This is a genomic window from Ignavibacteriales bacterium (assembly GCA_026390775.1).
Lineage (GTDB): Bacteria > Bacteroidota > Ignavibacteria > Ignavibacteriales > Melioribacteraceae > Fen-1258.
In genome coordinates this window covers 61,941-79,843 of the sequence record JAPLFF010000003.1, presented here as the reverse complement: position 1 = coordinate 79,843, position 17,903 = coordinate 61,941, and the positions used below count along the sequence as shown (strand labels likewise).

The window sequence follows — 17,903 nt, the reverse complement described above, 5'->3', positions numbered from 1 at the left end:
TTGTCAACAAAAGAACAGTGAAGCTTAGCTAATAAAATGATCATGATCCGCTACATATTAAAAAATCATCTGACCCCATTTCTATTTTCAGTTTCGATTCTACTCTTCATTTTCGTATTGCAATACTTAGTAAAAATGTCAGATCGCCTTATCGGTAAAGGATTGAGTGCGTGGGTTATAATTCAATTGATAACTTACAGTCTTGCATGGATTGTTGCTCTTGTAGTACCGATGGCTGTTCTAATCGCAACTTTAATGGCATTCGGTTCGATGTCTCAGAACAATGAGATAGCAATCTTAAAAGCAACCGGGGTTAGTTTATACAAAATGATGATACCACCGCTTGTAGGAAGTGTTGTCGTTGCTCTTTTTCTAGTATATTTTAATAATAATATTTATCCTGATGCCAACCATGCTGCACGTCTTTTGTTGGAAGACATCTCACGCAAAAAACCAACACTTTCACTTGTACCGGGAGTTTTCTCTCAAGAAGTTCCAAACTATTCAATTCTAGTTAGAGAAATTGATCAATCAAACAATCAACTAAAACAAATAACGATTTATGATTATTCCAATCGTCCGAAAATTAATATAGTAACAGCATCAACCGGACAAATTTATTTTTCCGCGAATCAGAAAAAATTAATAATGGATCTAAAGAACGGCGAGATCCATGAATCTGATAACACGGAACAAAATTCTTATAGAAGATTAAGATTTGAACGTCACAAAATTGCAATGCCTGCAGAGCAATTTACTTTTGAACAGTCAGCGCCGGGCGGACAACGTTACGAGCGTGAAATAGGCGCCCCTAAATTAAAAGTTTTAGTTGACAGTCTCAAAGTTATAAGAGCAGATTATTTTAAGAAATATTATTCGAAAATTATTTCACTTACCGATAGTAAAAACGGAAGATCCAATTTAACGCAAACAATCTTTCCGGGACAATTTATTTTTATTAAATCCCAACAAAAAATTAGATCTGATGAAAGTTCAATGCTTGATGTATTAAACAGTCTTGAGTATAATGATGATCAAATAGACAAATATTGGGTTGAGATTCACAAAAAATATTCACTTCCGTTTGCATGTATTGTTTTTGTATTGATCGGCGCCCCGTTAGGAACAATGATGAGAAGAGGCGGTTTCGGAATGGCAGCAGGAATGAGTTTAATTTTCTTTTTAGTCTATTGGGCATTTCTTATCGGTGGAGAAAAATTTGCAGACCGCGGTTTGCTTTCACCTTTCTTGGGAATCTGGAGCGCAAATATACTACTTGGTATTCTTGGAATATTTTTAATGATTAAAAGTGCACGAGAAAAAGTTACACTAAGCTTTGATTTCATCACTAAATTAATTCCGCAATCATGGAAAACACAACAAGAGAACGATGAAAATTCTTGACAGATATCTTGTTAAACAATTTTTACAGTCAATCCTCTTTGGTTTGCTTACTTTCACATTGATCTTTATTGTGATTGATATGATGGAAAATCTTGATGATTTTCTTGATCAAAATGTTCCTACAAGTTTGATCCTTCAGTACTATTTTGTTTTTACTCCGGAAATGGTTCGATTGATAACTCCTATTGCAGTTCTACTTGCAAGCTTATTTACGGCAGGTAAAATGACAAATCAAAACGAACTTACAGCAATCAAAGCAAGCGGAATCAGTCTTTATAGATTTATGACTCCATTTATTATAACTACAATAGTAATAAGTATTTTTTCTGTTTACTTCGGTGGTTATTTAGTCCCGATTGCAAATAAGCAAAAAGTTTTCATTGAACAGAATTATATGAAGAAAGATTTAGTTTATTTAGGAAGTAACATTTTTTTTCAAGACACAAAAACAAAAATTGTTTCAATTAATAACTATGATCTCTCGCAGAAGCAAGCGAATCAAATTAGCATTCAAGAATTTAGCGACAAAGACAGAACAAAATTAATTTCACGCACAGATGCATTTAGAATGATCTACGATTCAACTAAAAGCAGCTGGTTTGCTTACGATGGTATAACAAGAATATTCAGTGATACGACTGAATCAGATGAAAAGTTTCTGGTGAAAGAATTCAGACAATTAAACTTTAAACCTGAAGATGTTATAAAAAAACAACGTAAACCCGAAGAGATGACACTTTCAGAATTAAAAGATTACGGAGATGAACAGGACAGGACAGGAAATGATCCGACAGCGATTTTCATTGAATATGAATCGCGTATTGCTTTTGCGTTTGCAAGTGTTGTTGTTGTTCTTTTCGGACTTTCTATTTCCGCAAATAGAAGACGCGGCGGATTGGCAATTCAATTCGGAATTAATTTGCTGATCACTTTTATTTATTTAGTATTTATGAAAGTTAGTCAGGCATTTGGAAAGAGCGGGCAATTGAATCCGTTAACAACTGCATGGATGGCAAATTTTATTTTCTTGTTGGCGGCGCTGTACAATATTAAACGTGCTCAGAAATAGTTCTTATTTATTTTTCATTTCAAATACACCATCCCAATTTTTATCAGGCGGATATTTCAGATAGAACTCACACCGTTGTATATAAACTTTAGAAGGATAATCTCCTAATTTTTCACATGATCTTTTAAAGTAATCAAGTGCTGGTTCAAAACTTTTTTGCCTATACAATTCCAATGCTTGAAAATAAAAATCCATCTTCTCAACTGCTTCTTCTGCTTTTTTATCGCCAACAACACTAATCAATTCATAAACTTTAGTCGGTTTGTTCTTTCCTTTAACAAGAATTACATCTAATTCTCTTGCAAGAATTTTATCTTTACAGCAATCATAAGTCGTATCGCTGATCATGATATTAGTTCCATATTCTTTATTAGCTCCTTCAAGCCGTGATGCTAAATTAACATTGTCGCCAAGAACAGTATAGTCAAAACGTTTCTCTCCGCCAATATTCCCGACGATAACATCACCGGTATTAATACCGATTCGTATTCGAATGGGAGTTCCACCAGAACTTGTCCACTTCTCTCTCATCTCAACTAATTTTTCTTGCATCTGTAAAGCAGTAACACATGCCTTATATGCATGATCTTTGACTTCAACAGGCGCACCCCAAAAAGCCATAACTGCATCACCAAGATATTTATCAAGTGTTCCGTTATGACTTAAAATTATTTCAGTCATTGCATTTAAGAATTCATTTATAAAACTTACAAGTTCTTCCGGCTGTTTTTTTTCTGCAAATGTTGTGAATCCAGCTATATCACTGAATAAAACGGAAAGATTTTTTCTTTCTCCACCTAAACGTAATTTGTCAGGATCAATTATTAGCTGATTAACTACTTCTTTGCTTACATATTGACTGAACATTCCTTTTATGATAACATTCTGCTGGCGTTCCCGCAAGAAATGATATGCGGTGCTGAAAAAATATCCAACTACTACAGCAAGAGAAGGACTTACAATTGCAATTACTAATTTGTCGTGTATGAAAAGAAAAATACTTAATTCATAAATTCCATAAATAAAAAATAAAACGAAAATAAAGTTGATAACTTCAACCAAGAAACCAATTCTTAGTTTTATTTTTCTAATGAATGATGAGATGTAAAATGATATCGTAGTAAGAAAAAGGATAACGAGAAGTTCGCTTTCTTTCGATTGAGGGTAAAGATAATTGTTGCTTAGAATATTCTGGATAATATTTGCATGGTATTCAACACCATTAATTTGATTATCACCTTTTCTTTCACCTTTCGCAAATGCAGATGCTATAACATCTTTATCTTCCGGCATAGTTGAACCGATGATAGCAATTTTATCTTTGAACTTATTTCGATAAACAGAATCAGACATCATCTCATCCCATGAGTTTATATCAGTATCAAAATCGATCTCATCTTTAGTCTTAAACTCTTTATCATCAAGTACATCCATAAGTTTAATATGTGGGAATGTTCGGCTTGACCCATAAATATTAATGAGTACACTTGTCTGGTCAAACTTTGGTATTCTTTTATTACCTAAGATGAAAAAATTATTATCAATTTTAGCAGTGTCTGTACCTTTCAATCCTAAATACTTATTGACTAATGCAAAACCAAAACTTGGAATCTTTTTTCTAGTAATTGCTGTTTTTCTAAAAGGCATGTACCTACGATAAACTCCATCAAAGTCGGGAGGCATTTGTACAATTCCTAAAGAACTATCTGCATCATAGAAAATGTTTTCGTAGTTGTATTGAATTCTATTGTAGCTCGAATCTGTAAAATTTTGTAAAGAATAATTTTTACCCTCTTGAATCTGACTTTCTCGTACTTCATCAATCTTTCCGGCAACAACAACTTTGCCGGATTTTTTTATCGCTTGCATCAACATAGTATCATTCATTACAGAATATCTATCTGCATCCGACATTATAAGATCAACTCCAATTGCTTTAGCACCAGCTTTAGTAAGATTCTCAATTGCCTTCGCATAAATTGATCGAGGTAAAGGTGCTTTATTATTGGGAGGTGGAATTTGATTGTAGGTTTCTTGTGTAATTTCTACGATGATAACTTTTGAAGAATCTTTTATTTCTATAGGTCCTCTCTTTGAAAAACGCGTATCAATTAATTTCAGTTCAAGTTCTTTTAGAGGAGCGAAAGTAAAGACATAATCTTGAGTGAGAATAATAGTGAAAAGAGCAGCACCAAGTACAACTAGATTTTTTTTGAAAAAATCTTTCTTTTTACCTGCACTGCTCTTCATAAGAAAAATTTCATGTTATATAGTGAGACGTGTAACTAATCCGATAATAGAATTTGTTGAAGCACCTGGGATCCTGTATAATCTCATCTGGAACATTAAATTCAAATTCAATAATATGTTGTAATCAGCTGTGAACTCAACTGCTTGTCTTTTAAAATCTCCAAAGCTTGGACTTAGTGTAGCAGAAAGCAATAATTTATTTTCAAGCATTCTATATCGTCCACCAAGTGTAAGAGTAAAATAATTAAATGGAATACCCGCGATTGAACTAGAACTATAAACCACACCAAAGAGTGAAGTCAACTGTTGATCCCAATAACTATTTAAGGTTAATGAACCTGAATTAAATTTTGAATCTAAATGCGAAATACTATTATCAATTCTGTTTGAAGTCGTGAACGACAATGATGCACTTTGTTTTACTATATAATTAAAATCGTAAGAGAATTGAAGTAAAAATCTATTTGTTATATCACCAACAGCATTTAGAGCGATTCGGTTTTTCGCCGAGTCTGCAAGTACTAAATCATTATTATTATCATAGCGGTTAAAGCCGAGCGTGATATTAGGGAAATCCATTCGTGGGAAATATGAAACCGATATACTTGTTGTTTGGAATGTTGTAGTAGCCGGTTTTGTTTTTTGAAGATTATCATTTAAGCTTTCATAACCAAAGGAAACAAAAAGTTTATTATCAAGCATTCGGAATCTATCAACAAGATTAATTCCTTTAACATCTGTGCGTAAAAATGATTGCCCGAATGATTGATACTCATTTCCACGATAGATATATGAGGCGCGTAAATTATTATCGAAATAATTCAACGATAAGGCTGCTTCGGCAGCAAGTGAAGAAAATTCTTGCGGATTCCATGGCCCTAAATATTGATTCACTGTAATAAACTTTCCAATTATGTCGCGTATATTTTTAACTGTACTGGATTTAATATCATAAGTACTATTCGCACCAAAAACGGAATCAATTTGTGCATCGGTTAAATTGCCAGTTGAAATATCTTTATTAAGAATACTTACAGCTGCTTGAGATGTAAATAAAATATTTTGATTGTCAAATGCGAACATCAAGTCAGAACCAAGCGTAATATTTTCTTGCGGACGAGCACCAAGTGCAATGGAACCGGGGTCATCTTTCGAATGCAAATAGCTTAACCCGAATTGAAAATTTTCCCCACTGCCAAAAGATGGCCGTACTACTAATATTTTTCTGCTGAAAGTACCGAGATCAACTCTTGCGTAGGGTGCACCATACTTTGATTGATTTACTTTAATAATGTCTGTTCCTAACGGAACATTGTTTGATGTGTAAGTCTGCAGCACCGTTCCTTCAACTTCACGCACTGTCTCACCGTATGATGCTTGTAAATTAAATGAACCTAAATTTATCGCTCCGGTAACACCTCGAACTCTTTTTCCATCCATAATTAAATTTGGAAAACGCGGATATGCATCACCAACTTTTAGTTCAAACCAATCCCCACCTTGAACTGTAGCTGAGTATCTATTATATGGCTGTGAAGAACTTTTTTCTTCTGAAGTTAAGTATGCATTGCCGCTAAATCTCCATTGATCATAAGAACTATTGATATCGGCTGATAAATTATTATACCATGTTGATGCGGAATTAAAATTTTCATTCCGAGATTCGCCCCTAAGGTTACCAAAATATTTCCAACGGGAACTTACTTCCATTGCAACTTCAGCAGAGACTGTTTGAAAACTTCTTGAAATTGAGTGATATAAATTTCCCGATTTATCATAAACATCAATCTTTAATAGCTTTGCACCAAGATCAATTGTACCCGAAAGATTTTCGCCACTAAGAATTATCAGGTCACCGGCTATCAACGCATACGAAGTAACATCTTGACTGTTCAGATAAATTTTAGTTTTGTTTACATCAATATTATCCGGTGCTTTAATGAACGAAACTGAAATCAGTAATTCATCAACGGAGAGTATTTCACCTACAGAAGGACTAAGGATTAAAATCTCTTTATCTTTTTGAGAGTAAGCTGATACCGGAATTTGAAGCGGGGCGACACCTCTATCAATATCAAGTGGATACGTTTGCGATGGACCATTCCGAAGTGTGATTGATAAATAGTATTCTAAATATGGCGGTTGTATTTCATCTGCCGGAATAGTAACTGATGCTGTGTTTCCCGCAATTAACATTTCTGTTTTCTTAAATTCCGTTTGCCCGAATGATCTATAGATGAAACTGACAATAGAAATATTTTCTGCTGTAAAGAGTTCGGCCGAAATTGAAAGCGGCGTCTTCTCTTTTGCATCACCTATTCGGACTGCAGAAACTATATTACTAACCTGGCTGAATGATTCGTTCGTTAATAAAAAAGAGAATAAAAAAACACAAAGTAGAATTTTTATTATATAATATTTTCCTTTCATCATATGATTTCTCTCCGCACAGATAAATTCCAAAAGATTTTTGTTAAGAATTCATTGTTAATAATTCTCTTTATTTGTCCTAGTCAGAGAAATACTCAACTTCAACATCACCAAAATTTGTATGAATTTTTACCTTTTTAGTGTTCAAAGATTTTGCTTGTCCTAATTTCTTTTTATCATTATCTGTAGAAGGATAAACATTGGCATTACCGGCCAAATCAAAAACGACTGTATTACCTGTTGTTAATGTTACTTTTTTCCCGGATTTTGTTAACAGTTCAACAGAACCTGATTCCAAAATCATTTTTGACTCGCCATTCTCGGCAACATCAAATAATCCGGTTGTTCCTCGGATTGAAGCAACTGCAGTTGGTGTTGTGAATTTAAACTCTTCGTCTTCCTGCTTATTCACATCAAAACTTACCGTTCCTTTTTCAATGAAAGTATCTTTATTAATTTTTTTATTCTCAAGTTTTGAATTGATGGTTAGTATTGAATTTTCTCTAACAGTAAGTAATCCTGATCCATCTGTGAATAAAATCAAAGCTATTGATTTTGAACCGGTCTTGACTCTTTCACCACTGTTCAACGGTAATCCGGTTTTTGCTTCTTCCCAGAGATCTTGATTTATTTTTTTTGCATACTGAACATTTTTAAAGATCTTTTTAACCAATGCAACTGGCGTATCCCCTGGATTTAGAGAATTTTTATCGGATGCAAATCCGAATAACAACGGTAGAACAAATACATATATTAATTTTTTTGCTCTCATAATTTTAGCATCCTTTTTTATTTAGCCTGGTAATTGACTGATATAATAGATTCAGAATGCAATTCCCAAAAAGAAAGAATTTGCAAGAAATCTGAAAAACTGATTGTTGCATTTTTATCATCAGTAAATTGAATTTGTTCAGCGGGAATTTGTCCATTAATAAGCTTGTTCACAAAATCTTGATTAACCCTACCCGATAATAGATTTCCAAGACGAACTAAATCTGGATTCATGACAGCATTTGAATTTTTTCCGGATTCATTCAAATTGAAAATCACCGGAGTACTTCTAAGAGAACTTCCTCCACCTGGTCCTATAACGTATGCTGTGATAGCAAGTGCAATCCGCTGACCGCCAACCCACTGACGGTCTAAAAGAGTACTAAGATTAACAGTTTCAATTTTACCAACATCCTTATCATTAATTAGTGGATTGCCGGCATTTAATGCTTCCTCAGCACTTTGAAATGCCGTTTGTAATGCATTTGCCCGGACAGTATAATATGCCGCTCCTTGAACAGGTGTCCACTGCGCTTGTACATTTCCTACATCAAACGAACTATTTTCCTGTGGTGAAAGTATAGAAATTGTTGGTGCCGGATTAAGGAATGAAATATCCTGATGAGTTTCACTTATTTGATTATTACGCTCGTCATAAAGGTAAAGTTGGATTCTATAGATACCAGTTGGTTTACCCATTTTAAAATTTTCTGTAATAACACTACTGTTGGCATCAACATGATCAATCAGAATAGTTGAATTTCCTAATTCATCATTGAAAAAACTAATTGCAGAAAATAGTTTTGTTTTAAAATTATTTACAAGACTTACAAACCCAGAACTTTCATTTTTCTTCCATGCCAAATTACCTCCAACCATTACCTGCTTACCCGGTGGTGTTGTTTGGATTTCTACGTGAAAAATGCGTGGTGCTCCGGAAAGATTATTAGTAAAAGTGAATGCTGCAAAATCAATTGTATTTAAGCCAGCCAAAATTGTTAGGTTGATAGAATTTTGAGCTCTCGTTGTTAGAGGTATTAATAGGAATATAGTGAGTATGAAAATGCTTCTAAATCTTTTCATAATTTACTCCAAAAGATTTGAATGGTGGAAAACAAAAGGTTTACCTTATTAATAAACTACCTATTTATTTTAACTAACTCAAGAAATGATTTACATGAGAATAGAATTGTAAGTTTGCTCTAAATTAACATTCTCTTTCAGGAATCTCTGAAATATTAATTTACTTTTTCACCTTTATCAGTGTTGATAAATCCAAACTGTGGCGTTGGTTGATTATCAATCTTTATTTCACCAAAGCGTGATTCAAACTTTTCGATGTTGTCCTTTAATGCGCGCATTAACATCTTTGCATGCTGCGGAGTAGTAATTATACGGGAAAGCACTCTTGCTTTAGGAACGCCGGGTACAACACGAGTAAAATCAATAACAAACTCCGCCGGCGAATGTGTAATGATTGCAAGATTGGAATAAATTCCTTCGGCTTCTTTTTCACCGAGTTCTATGTTTATCTGCTGTGCGTTTTGATCATTGTTCTGATTCATCTTTTCACCTTGATTAATCATAAAAAACGAGGCTGTCTCAAAAGTAATTTCCTGTCGATTTGATAAGCCTCGCTGAAATAAAATAAATTACAAAATAATTATTTAACCTCATCTGCCTTTTTGAAAGCTGCTTTAGATTTTTCTGCTTCACCGAGATTTGCATAAACCTGGCCTAGACTCATCCAGACTCTTGCATCGTTGGATTTTACTGATAAATATTTTTCCAATAAAGGTGCAGCTAATTTAAATTTTTCCTGGAATGATTTATCATTATTCTCTTTCTTCAAAGCTTCATCTCTAAGATCATTTCCCCAATTTATATATGTTGCAGCAAGATTATAGCATGCATCAATATTATTCTCATCCATTTTTACAACTTGTTCTAATTGAGAAGCAGCTTCGGTGTATTTATGTTCTTTAAGTAATATAACACCGTATGCATATCTTATTTCTTTATTGGTCGGATTTTTTTCAACAAGATATTTGAAAGAAGATTCGGCTACATCAATTTTATTGGCATAATAATATGCATTACCTAATTGTAAAAGTATATCAGCATCACTGGGATATCTATATCTACCATTCTCTAAAACACTAATCGCTTTATTATACATCTCAAAAGCTTTCAAACTATCATTAGTATTCTTAGATATCTTGTAACTATCCAATTGCTTACCGCCGTTAACCAAATGTATTTGTCCTAATCTAGAATAAACCCATGCTAGAGATTTTCCGCTAGAAAACTTTGTAACTTCAAAACATCTTCCTTCTCTTAAATAAACAAAATATTGTTGATAAACTAACATCAGGGCTATTTTTCCATCTTTATATGTAGTCTCGATTTTTTCCTTTGGGTTTCCTAATTTATTTATGATCTCATTTTCGGATTTCCCTATTAACTCCTTACCTTCCACCAAAGCAGGAGTGTTATCTAAACTAATTAATTTCTCAAGCACTGGTATAGATTCATTTGTTTTACCCATATTTAGATAAGCTGCAGCAATGTTTTCATATCCAATTGTCGAATCAGGTTCGCACATAATCGTATATTTAAATTGTTCAACAGCTTTTTCAAAAAACATGTTCATACTGTCTGGCTTTGTAGTCTTGACAGCAGAATTAAAGAATGATACTCCTTTATTAAAGCTGTTTGCCCATGCATATTTTTTAAATTCTTTTATATCAACTTCAAATTTTTTGCTGACTGCAAGTGATTTATCAAAAGCTTCCAGCATTTTGGGAATGTCTCCTTCTTCAGAGTAAAGCTTACCAAGCATACTCCATCCCTCATCACTTGCCGGATTCTTAGCAACTTCTTTCAACAAAATTTCTTTAGCTTTATCATATTGCTTTTGTCTGATGTATAACTTAGCGCCTTCTAATTCTGCCGAACCGCATTCAAAAGCTGTTATACCTAAGACCATTGTCAAAATACTCAAATAAATAAATGCTTTTTTCATTGATGCTCCTGTTAATAAAAAATAAATTCATAATTAATTTGAACAAAAATAACCAATTTAGGATTGCCAAGTCAAGGTTAAATTAGTTCATTTATTCGCAGAATCAATAACAAGAATATTGATTTTGAATGAATCATATTAAACAACAGATAGATTAATTGATTTTCGGAACGCAAAAGAATATTTTTGGAATAAAGAAGTGAAGATGAAAACAGAAGAGATTATACGCAACGTTCCAAAAGTATTACTGCACGATCACCTTGACGGCGGTCTTAGAACACAAACTATAATAGAACTAGCCAAAGATTTGAAATACACAAAACTACCCATTTCAGATCCGGTTGAACTTGCCGAATGGTTTTTCCGCGGTGCAAATAAAGGAAACCTTGTAGAATATCTTCAAGGATTTGAACATACATGCGCAGTAATGCAAACCAAAGAAGCGCTCGAGCGCATTGCATACGAGATGATGGAAGATATGAAGAAGGATGGCGTTTGTTATGTTGAAACACGATTTGCACCTGTTTTCCATACTGTAAAAGGACTTTATTACGAAGACATAATTAATGCTGTTCTTGAAGGATTGGAAAAAGGGAAAAAAGATTTTGGTGTTGGCTATGGTTTGATTCTTTGCGGTATGCGTAATATGAAAAATACTTTAGAGATTGCCGAGCTAGCAGTTAATTTTAGAAGACAGGGTGTTGTAGGATTTGATCTTGCAGGTGAAGAAGGCGGTTATCCTCCCAAAAAACATATTGATGCATTTCAATTTATCAAGCGGGAAAATTTTAATATTACGATTCACGCCGGAGAAGCATTTGGTATAGAATCTATTTGGCAGGCAATTCAGATTTGCGGCGCTCACCGCATCGGGCATGCAACGCGTTTAATTGAAGATATGCATTTCGATAAAGATGGCAATATTGTTTCACTAGGTGATCTTGCACAGTATATATTAGATACTCGTCTTCCTCTTGAGATTAATCTATTGAGCAATGTCCACACCGGTGCAATAGATAAAATGGAAAATCATCCTTTCATAAAACTTTACAAAGAAAAGTACAGAGTCTTTCTAAACACAGACGATCGTTTGATGAGCGATACTACACTTACAAAAGAATATTTGATCGCAACGGATATGTTTGGTTTAACATTGGATGATATAGAAAAATTAAATATCAATGCAATGAAATCTTCCTTCATTCCATACAAAGAAAGATTACCATACATTTATAATATTATCAAACCCGGTTTCCAAAAGATGCGGGAAAAACTTCTTTCACTAAAAGTATAATTTGTTTATGGCAAAACCACTTTTTAAAAATTATTCATATCAATTCGATAAGAACGAGAAAAAAATCCTTCTCCAATTCTGTAAAACAATTCAAAAGCAAATGGCGGCTGATGAAAGATTTTACACCGATCTCCGTACATTTAATTCCATAATTGATAAAATCAATGATCCAGCAGATGAGATTAAACTAACAAAAGATGAAAAGACCAAACTAGTTTTCCGTCTTAAAGAAAATGTTGACCACATGAAAAAGCAGATTACCAAAGGATTTTTTCTTAAACGATGGCTTTACAAATCTGCTTACAATCAATACAAAAATCTTTTAGAAACTCATTTCAGTAATTAAATGGAAACAAAAGGAAAAAATATTAAGGCGCCGACCGGCACTAAAATAAGTTGTAAAGGTTGGATTCAAGAAGCAGCAATGAGAATGCTGATGAACAATCTCGATCCGGATGTTGCAGAACGACCTGAGGATTTAATTGTTTACGGCGGTTCGGGAAAAGCCGCTCGCAATTGGGAATCTTATGAAGCAATTATTTCTTCGCTAAAAAATTTAGAGAACGATGAAACTCTTGTAGTTCAATCCGGTAAACCGGTTGCAATTTTTAAGACACATCAGAATGCACCGCGCGTAATTATTTCCAACGCAATGCTTGTTCCCGATTGGGCAACTTGGGATGAATTCCGCAGACTTGATTCACTTGGTCTAACAATGTATGGACAAATGACAGCCGGTAGCTGGATTTACATCGGGACACAAGGAATTTTGCAAGGCACTTACGAAACATTTGCAGAATGCGCACGGCAGCATTTCAATTCAACACTAAGCGGAAGATTTTTACTAACTGCAGGTCTCGGCGGAATGGGTGGAGCTCAACCATTAGCGGCAACAATGAACGGTGCAGCTTTTCTTGGAATTGATGTTGACCGATCACGTATGCAAAAAAGAATTGATACCGGGTATCTTGATGTGATGACTGAAGATTTGGATGAAGCGCTTAAACTTGTTCTTGATGCAAAAGAAAAAAAGATTCCTCTTTCGGTTGGATTGCTCGGCAATGCGGGAGAAATTCTACCAAAAATTTTAGAAAGAAAAATTACTCCCGATATTATTACAGATCAAACATCTGCTCACGATACTCTTAACGGATACGTCCCGATGGGTATGAGTTTGGATGAAGCGTTAGATCTTCGTAAAAGTAATCCTAACAAATACATTTCACTTTCCAAAAAAACAATTGTTGAACATGTTAAAGCGATGCTTGAATTTCAAGCGCGCGGCTCAGTTGCATTTGATTACGGAAATAATATACGCGGAGAAGCAAAAGAAAACGGATTAGAAAATGCTTTCGATATTCCTGGATTCGTTCCGGAATATATTCGTCCTCTCTTCTGTGATGGCAAAGGTCCTTTCCGTTGGGCTGCATTGAGCGGTGATCCAAAAGATATTTACGAAACTGATAAAGCTGTGATCGAAACTTTTCCGGAAAACAAAGCGCTCATCCGCTGGATTGAACTAGCACAAAAGAAAGTTCACTTTCAAGGATTGCCCGCACGCATCTGCTGGCTTGGTTACGGCGAACGTGCAAAGATGGGAAAGATTTTTAACCGTCTTGTTGCGGAAGGAAAAGTTAAAGCACCGATCGTTATCGGCAGAGATCATCTTGACTGCGGATCGGTTGCATCACCAAATCGTGAGACGGAAGCAATGAAGGACGGCAGTGATGCAATTGCTGATTGGCCAATTCTGAATGCATTATTAAATGCAATCGGCGGAGCGAGCTGGGTTTCTGTTCATCATGGCGGCGGAGTAGGAATTGGAAAATCTATTCATGCGGGTATGGTCGTAGTTGCCGATGGAACTAAAGAAGCGGAAGCGCGGCTCGAAAGAGTTTTAACCTACGATCCTGGAATGGGAATTGCTCGCCACGCTGATGCCGGATACCAACAAGCAATTGATAACGCAAAAAAGTTCTCTGTAAAAATTCCTATGATGAAATAAAAAAAGGAGTATGAAAATGAAAGTATTAATCGCAGACAAATTTCCGGATAACCATGTACAGACATTAAAAGGTGCCGGATTTGAAATTATCTATGAGCCAAAAGCTGGCGAGAATGACATTCCAAATATCGTTAAGGATGCAGAATTCATTGTAGTACGTTCTACCAACGTTAATGCTGCTGCAATTAACGCCGGGACAAATTTAAAAATTGTTATTCGTGCCGGTTCTGGTTACAACAACATTGATGTTGCAGCGGCAAGCGCAAAAGGTGTTTCGGTTTCCAATACACCCGGCAAGAATTCAATAGCTGTGGCAGAACTTGCAATGGGTTTGATGATTTCGCTCGATAGAAAAATTCCGGATAACGTAAAAGATTTTAACAGCAGTGTTTGGAACAAAGCAAAATATTCCAAAGCAGAAGGGTTGTATGGGAAAACTCTTGGTATAATTGGAGTTGGAAATATCGGGAAAGAAATTGCCAAACGTGCTCAGGCTTTCGGTATGAAAGTGATCGGTTATGATGTTGTAAAATCTGAAGGATTAGGGATTGCATATATTGACGATGTTGAAAAATTAATTGCTATGGCTGATGTAATTACATTGCATGTTCCGGCAAATCCGCAAACAAAAGGAATGTTCAACGACAAATTATTTGGTCTGATGAAAAAGGGAGCGATTCTTATTAATACTTCACGTGCGGATGTTATTGATGAAGACGCACTTATAAAAGCAGTTAAAGAAAAAGGCGTTGCTGCTGGCGTTGATGTGTTCAAAGGCGAACCGGAAGGAAAAGACGGTTCTGTTACTTCCAAATTACAGAACATTGACGGTATTTATGTTACACACCATATAGGTGCATCAACAGAACAAGCTCAAGATGCTGTTGCGGAAGAAACTGTAAAAATTATTGTCGAGTATAAAAACACTGGCAAAGTTTTGAACTGTGTAAATAAAAAATAAACCTCTCCCTTTAATCCCTCTCCTTGTAAAGGAGAGGGATTAAAGGAAGATTTATTTCGATGGTAGGAACTTCACCTCAAAAATGTCATCAATAATCCCGTGATAGAAAATTAGTTTTATCAGTTCATTCACGGCGGTTTCTTCATTATCAGTCATATCAAAATAAACCGAACCAAGATTCTCTGTAAGGAATTCTTTTGCCTTCTCGGAAAGATTTAGCTCTTTAATGATATTTGCAATATCGCTGTCTATTTTTTCATCAACGGGATTTATTTGTTCATTAAATTTTTCAAGCGCATTTTTATCCTGAGAAGCGAAAACAAAATTTACGTAGGGAAGATCAATCATTTCAGAAACTTCATCGGACAGACTAATTGCCGAGCTATAATCCCACGAATGAAAATTTTCATCACCGGCTATAATGTAATCCCTTCCCTTTTCGACGGTTTTATTTGTATCCAAAGTAATATCAATCTGCGAGGAGAATTTTTCCGCAAATAATATTTTAGCAAGTAGAATTTCATTAAGAGAAATATCTCCGCGTAAATATATTTTTTGAAATTTCTTCTCTCCCTCAATAAAATAGAAATATGAGTTTGACAGCACACCATCGAACGACAATGCAATTTTGTTTGAAACAAATAAATTGCGGTGATTTACTAATTCCAACGATGGAATTAAAGCAATTGCCGAAGTGTTGTATTCGAGACTTTTACAAATAAGAGAAGATTCTTGATACAATATTTCTGTTTGATATTCTTGAGGTAACGCAGTTTTCAAGATAGCAGAAAAAACATTTTTTGGCAGGATCAATTTCATCTGATTTTCCGAAATATTTAAAATAAAAATCCCGCTAAAGAAGCGGGATTAGAGAAATTAAATTTTGGTTATTACTTTACGTTTTTGTCTTTAATACGTGCCGCTTTACCGGAGAGCTCTCGTAAGTAGAAAAGTTTTGCTCTTCTGACTTTACCCTCACGAACCATTTCAACTTTAGCCAATTTTGGTGAGCTGTATGAAAATATTCTTTCCACGCCTACACCGCTGGCAATTTTACGGACCGTGAACGTTTTGTTCAATCCCGTTCCACGAATGTTTATTACATCTCCATCAAAAGGCTGAATTCTTTCTTTATCGCCTTCAATTACTCTAACATGCAATCTGATATGATCGCCAGGTTTAAATGCGGGAAAATCCGTGCGCATAAAATCTGCTGTGAATTCTTTTAGCTTGTCCATTTCTTATTACTCCATACTATTTATTTTTTTCCAATGTTCAGTTAAAATTTTTGATTGTTCTTCTTTCCACTCTTTAACTTTTTTTTCATGTCCTGATAGTAAAACTTCCGGAACTTTCAAATCTTTGTATTCAGCCGGACGTGTGTAGTAAGGTGCTTCTATTATGTCGCCGTCCATCAGCGAATCGTTAAGCGCAGACTCACTATCATTCAATACTCCAGGTATAAGCCTAACTACAGAATCAATAATTGCAAGAGCAACTATCTCACCGCCTGTTAATACATATCTTCCGATAGAAATTTCATCGGTTGCAAATCGTTCTCGGACTCTATCATCAACACCTTTATAATGCCCGGCAATTATCATTAAATTTTCAGTCATTGAAAAATCATTTGCAAGTTTTTGATCATAAATTTTTCCGCCCGGTGTTGGAAAGATAATATGATCGTACTTTCTCTCACTAATAAGTTTTTCAATACATTCAAAGAACGGTTCCGGCTTAAGTAACATTCCCGGACCACCACCAAACGGTTTATCATCAATCTGTTTGTGTTTATCGTAAGCATAATCACGAAGATTGTGCACAATGATCTCAACTTTTTTTCGTTCCTGCGCTCTTTTTAATATGCTTGTATTAAGCGGACTTACAAGAGAGTCAGGCACGGCAGAAATAATATCAATTCTCATCATCGTAAAGCAAATCGCAATCGGGTATTAGTTCTAATCTTTTCTTTTCCGGATCGAAAGATTGTACATAATCTTTAATTGCCGGTATTAAAATTTTCTTTTTGTCAGCATCTCTAATTACATATACATCATTAGAATGAAGAATTAAAACATCTTCAAGAAACCCGATTAATTTTGATCCTTGAAATACTTCACTTCCAATCAAATCATGAATAAAATATGTATCAGCAGAAAGTTTAACGGAATGCTCTTTATCAACGTAGATTTTTTTGTCAAGAAGAAATTTTACATCTTCGTTGTTATCAAACCCTTTGAACTTGAGGGCAATATTACCATCAACTTCCATAACATTTTCGACAAAGAACTCTTTCCTTGAGCTAAAGAACTCTAAGTAAACAGAATTTAGCTTAAAAAATCTTTCGGAAAAATCAGAATAAGACTCAATTAGTACGAAACCTTTTGAGCCATAAACAGCTTTTACTTCTGCAATCAGAAAAAAATCATCCACAACCGAAATTTTAATCTAATATTTTTAAGATAGCACGCTTGCCTTCTTTAGCCGCAATAGCAGTAAGCAAGGTTCTCATTGCCTGAGCAGTTTTACCTTGTTTCCCTATTACTTTGCCGACATCTTCCGCACCAACTTTCAGAGACAACTCGATAGTTTTTTCATCGGGAGTTGTTTCCTCAAGAGTAACACTATCCGGAGCGTCAACAAGGTGTTTGGCTATAAATTCAATAAATTCCTTCATGAGAGTACCTTTAAATT

17 protein-coding genes are annotated in these 17,903 nt (G+C 34.8%); 6 read left to right on the top strand and 11 right to left on the bottom strand.

All coding sequences use genetic code 11. The features are described 5' to 3' along the window. Positions 1-36: 36 nt before the first annotated feature. Together NTZ27_00525 and NTZ27_00520 are read left to right on the top strand one after the other, a co-directional pair. On the top strand, positions 37-1,404 hold the full coding sequence (locus tag NTZ27_00525) for an LptF/LptG family permease (GenBank protein MCX6173226.1): 1,368 nt from the start codon (positions 37-39) through the stop codon (positions 1,402-1,404). Next, positions 1,391-2,473, top strand: coding sequence for an LptF/LptG family permease (locus tag NTZ27_00520; GenBank protein ID MCX6173225.1), 1,083 nt, complete (start codon positions 1,391-1,393; stop codon positions 2,471-2,473). The genes NTZ27_00525 and NTZ27_00520 overlap by 14 nt, the downstream gene beginning before the upstream one ends. Before the next feature lie 3 nt (positions 2,474-2,476). Here NTZ27_00520 and NTZ27_00515 read toward each other — a convergent pair whose 3' ends face one another. The 6 genes from NTZ27_00515 to NTZ27_00490 form a co-directional block, all read right to left on the bottom strand. After that, a complete protein-coding gene (locus tag NTZ27_00515) occupies positions 2,477-4,723 on the bottom strand; it encodes an adenylate/guanylate cyclase domain-containing protein (protein MCX6173224.1) in 2,247 nt (748 codons plus the stop codon). 15 nt (positions 4,724-4,738) lie between these two features. Then, complete coding sequence (locus tag NTZ27_00510) at positions 4,739-7,156, bottom strand: hypothetical protein (GenBank protein ID MCX6173223.1); 2,418 nt, start codon at positions 7,154-7,156, stop codon at positions 4,739-4,741. A gap of 76 nt (positions 7,157-7,232) precedes the next feature. After that, positions 7,233-7,925: a FecR family protein gene (locus NTZ27_00505; protein ID MCX6173222.1), complete on the bottom strand. Its 693-nt coding sequence runs from the start codon at positions 7,923-7,925 to the stop codon at positions 7,233-7,235. Between the two features lie 17 nt (positions 7,926-7,942). After that, complete coding sequence (locus NTZ27_00500; GenBank protein MCX6173221.1) at positions 7,943-9,007, bottom strand: hypothetical protein; 1,065 nt, start codon at positions 9,005-9,007, stop codon at positions 7,943-7,945. Positions 9,008-9,162: 155 nt separating this feature from the next. Continuing rightward, complete coding sequence (locus NTZ27_00495) at positions 9,163-9,489, bottom strand: DUF3467 domain-containing protein (GenBank protein ID MCX6173220.1); 327 nt, start codon at positions 9,487-9,489, stop codon at positions 9,163-9,165. Between the two features lie 98 nt (positions 9,490-9,587). Continuing rightward, the gene (locus NTZ27_00490) at positions 9,588-10,949 is read right to left on the bottom strand and encodes a tetratricopeptide repeat protein (GenBank protein MCX6173219.1); all 1,362 of its coding nucleotides are present in this window, start codon (positions 10,947-10,949) and stop codon (positions 9,588-9,590) included. Between the two features lie 205 nt (positions 10,950-11,154). Between NTZ27_00490 and NTZ27_00485 the strand changes: the two genes are divergently transcribed. Genes NTZ27_00485 through NTZ27_00470 form a run of 4 tightly spaced genes read left to right on the top strand, consistent with a single transcriptional unit; the run spans position 11,155 to position 15,209 of the window. Further along, the gene (locus NTZ27_00485; GenBank protein MCX6173218.1) at positions 11,155-12,243 is read left to right on the top strand and encodes an adenosine deaminase; all 1,089 of its coding nucleotides are present in this window, start codon (positions 11,155-11,157) and stop codon (positions 12,241-12,243) included. 7 nt (positions 12,244-12,250) lie between these two features. Further along, complete coding sequence (locus NTZ27_00480; GenBank protein ID MCX6173217.1) at positions 12,251-12,589, top strand: hypothetical protein; 339 nt, start codon at positions 12,251-12,253, stop codon at positions 12,587-12,589. Next, positions 12,590-14,248, top strand: a complete 1,659-nt coding sequence (gene hutU / locus NTZ27_00475; protein ID MCX6173216.1) for a urocanate hydratase — start codon at positions 12,590-12,592, stop codon at positions 14,246-14,248. A gap of 16 nt (positions 14,249-14,264) precedes the next feature. Next, entirely contained in the window at positions 14,265-15,209 is a 945-nt protein-coding gene (locus tag NTZ27_00470; protein ID MCX6173215.1) for a hydroxyacid dehydrogenase, read from the top strand. 51 nt (positions 15,210-15,260) lie between these two features. Here the strand turns inward: NTZ27_00470 and NTZ27_00465 are convergent, their stop codons facing one another. The 5 genes from NTZ27_00465 to NTZ27_00445 all read right to left on the bottom strand — a co-directional run bounded on the left by NTZ27_00465 (position 15,261) and on the right by NTZ27_00445 (position 17,886). Then, positions 15,261-16,028, bottom strand: coding sequence for a hypothetical protein (locus NTZ27_00465; protein ID MCX6173214.1), 768 nt, complete (start codon positions 16,026-16,028; stop codon positions 15,261-15,263). Positions 16,029-16,099: 71 nt separating this feature from the next. Further along, on the bottom strand, positions 16,100-16,447 hold the full coding sequence (gene rplS / locus NTZ27_00460; GenBank protein MCX6173213.1) for a 50S ribosomal protein L19: 348 nt from the start codon (positions 16,445-16,447) through the stop codon (positions 16,100-16,102). Positions 16,448-16,453: 6 nt separating this feature from the next. Beyond that, positions 16,454-17,137, bottom strand: coding sequence for a tRNA (guanosine(37)-N1)-methyltransferase TrmD (trmD, locus tag NTZ27_00455; protein MCX6173212.1), 684 nt, complete (start codon positions 17,135-17,137; stop codon positions 16,454-16,456). Beyond that, positions 17,124-17,642 carry a ribosome maturation factor RimM gene (gene rimM, locus NTZ27_00450; GenBank protein MCX6173211.1) on the bottom strand — a complete coding sequence of 173 codons (519 nt, stop codon included), beginning with the start codon at positions 17,640-17,642 and terminating at the stop codon, positions 17,124-17,126. The genes trmD and rimM overlap by 14 nt, the downstream gene beginning before the upstream one ends. 10 nt (positions 17,643-17,652) lie before the next feature. Continuing rightward, positions 17,653-17,886: a KH domain-containing protein gene (locus NTZ27_00445; GenBank protein ID MCX6173210.1), complete on the bottom strand. Its 234-nt coding sequence runs from the start codon at positions 17,884-17,886 to the stop codon at positions 17,653-17,655. Between the last annotated feature and the right edge of the window lie 17 nt (positions 17,887-17,903).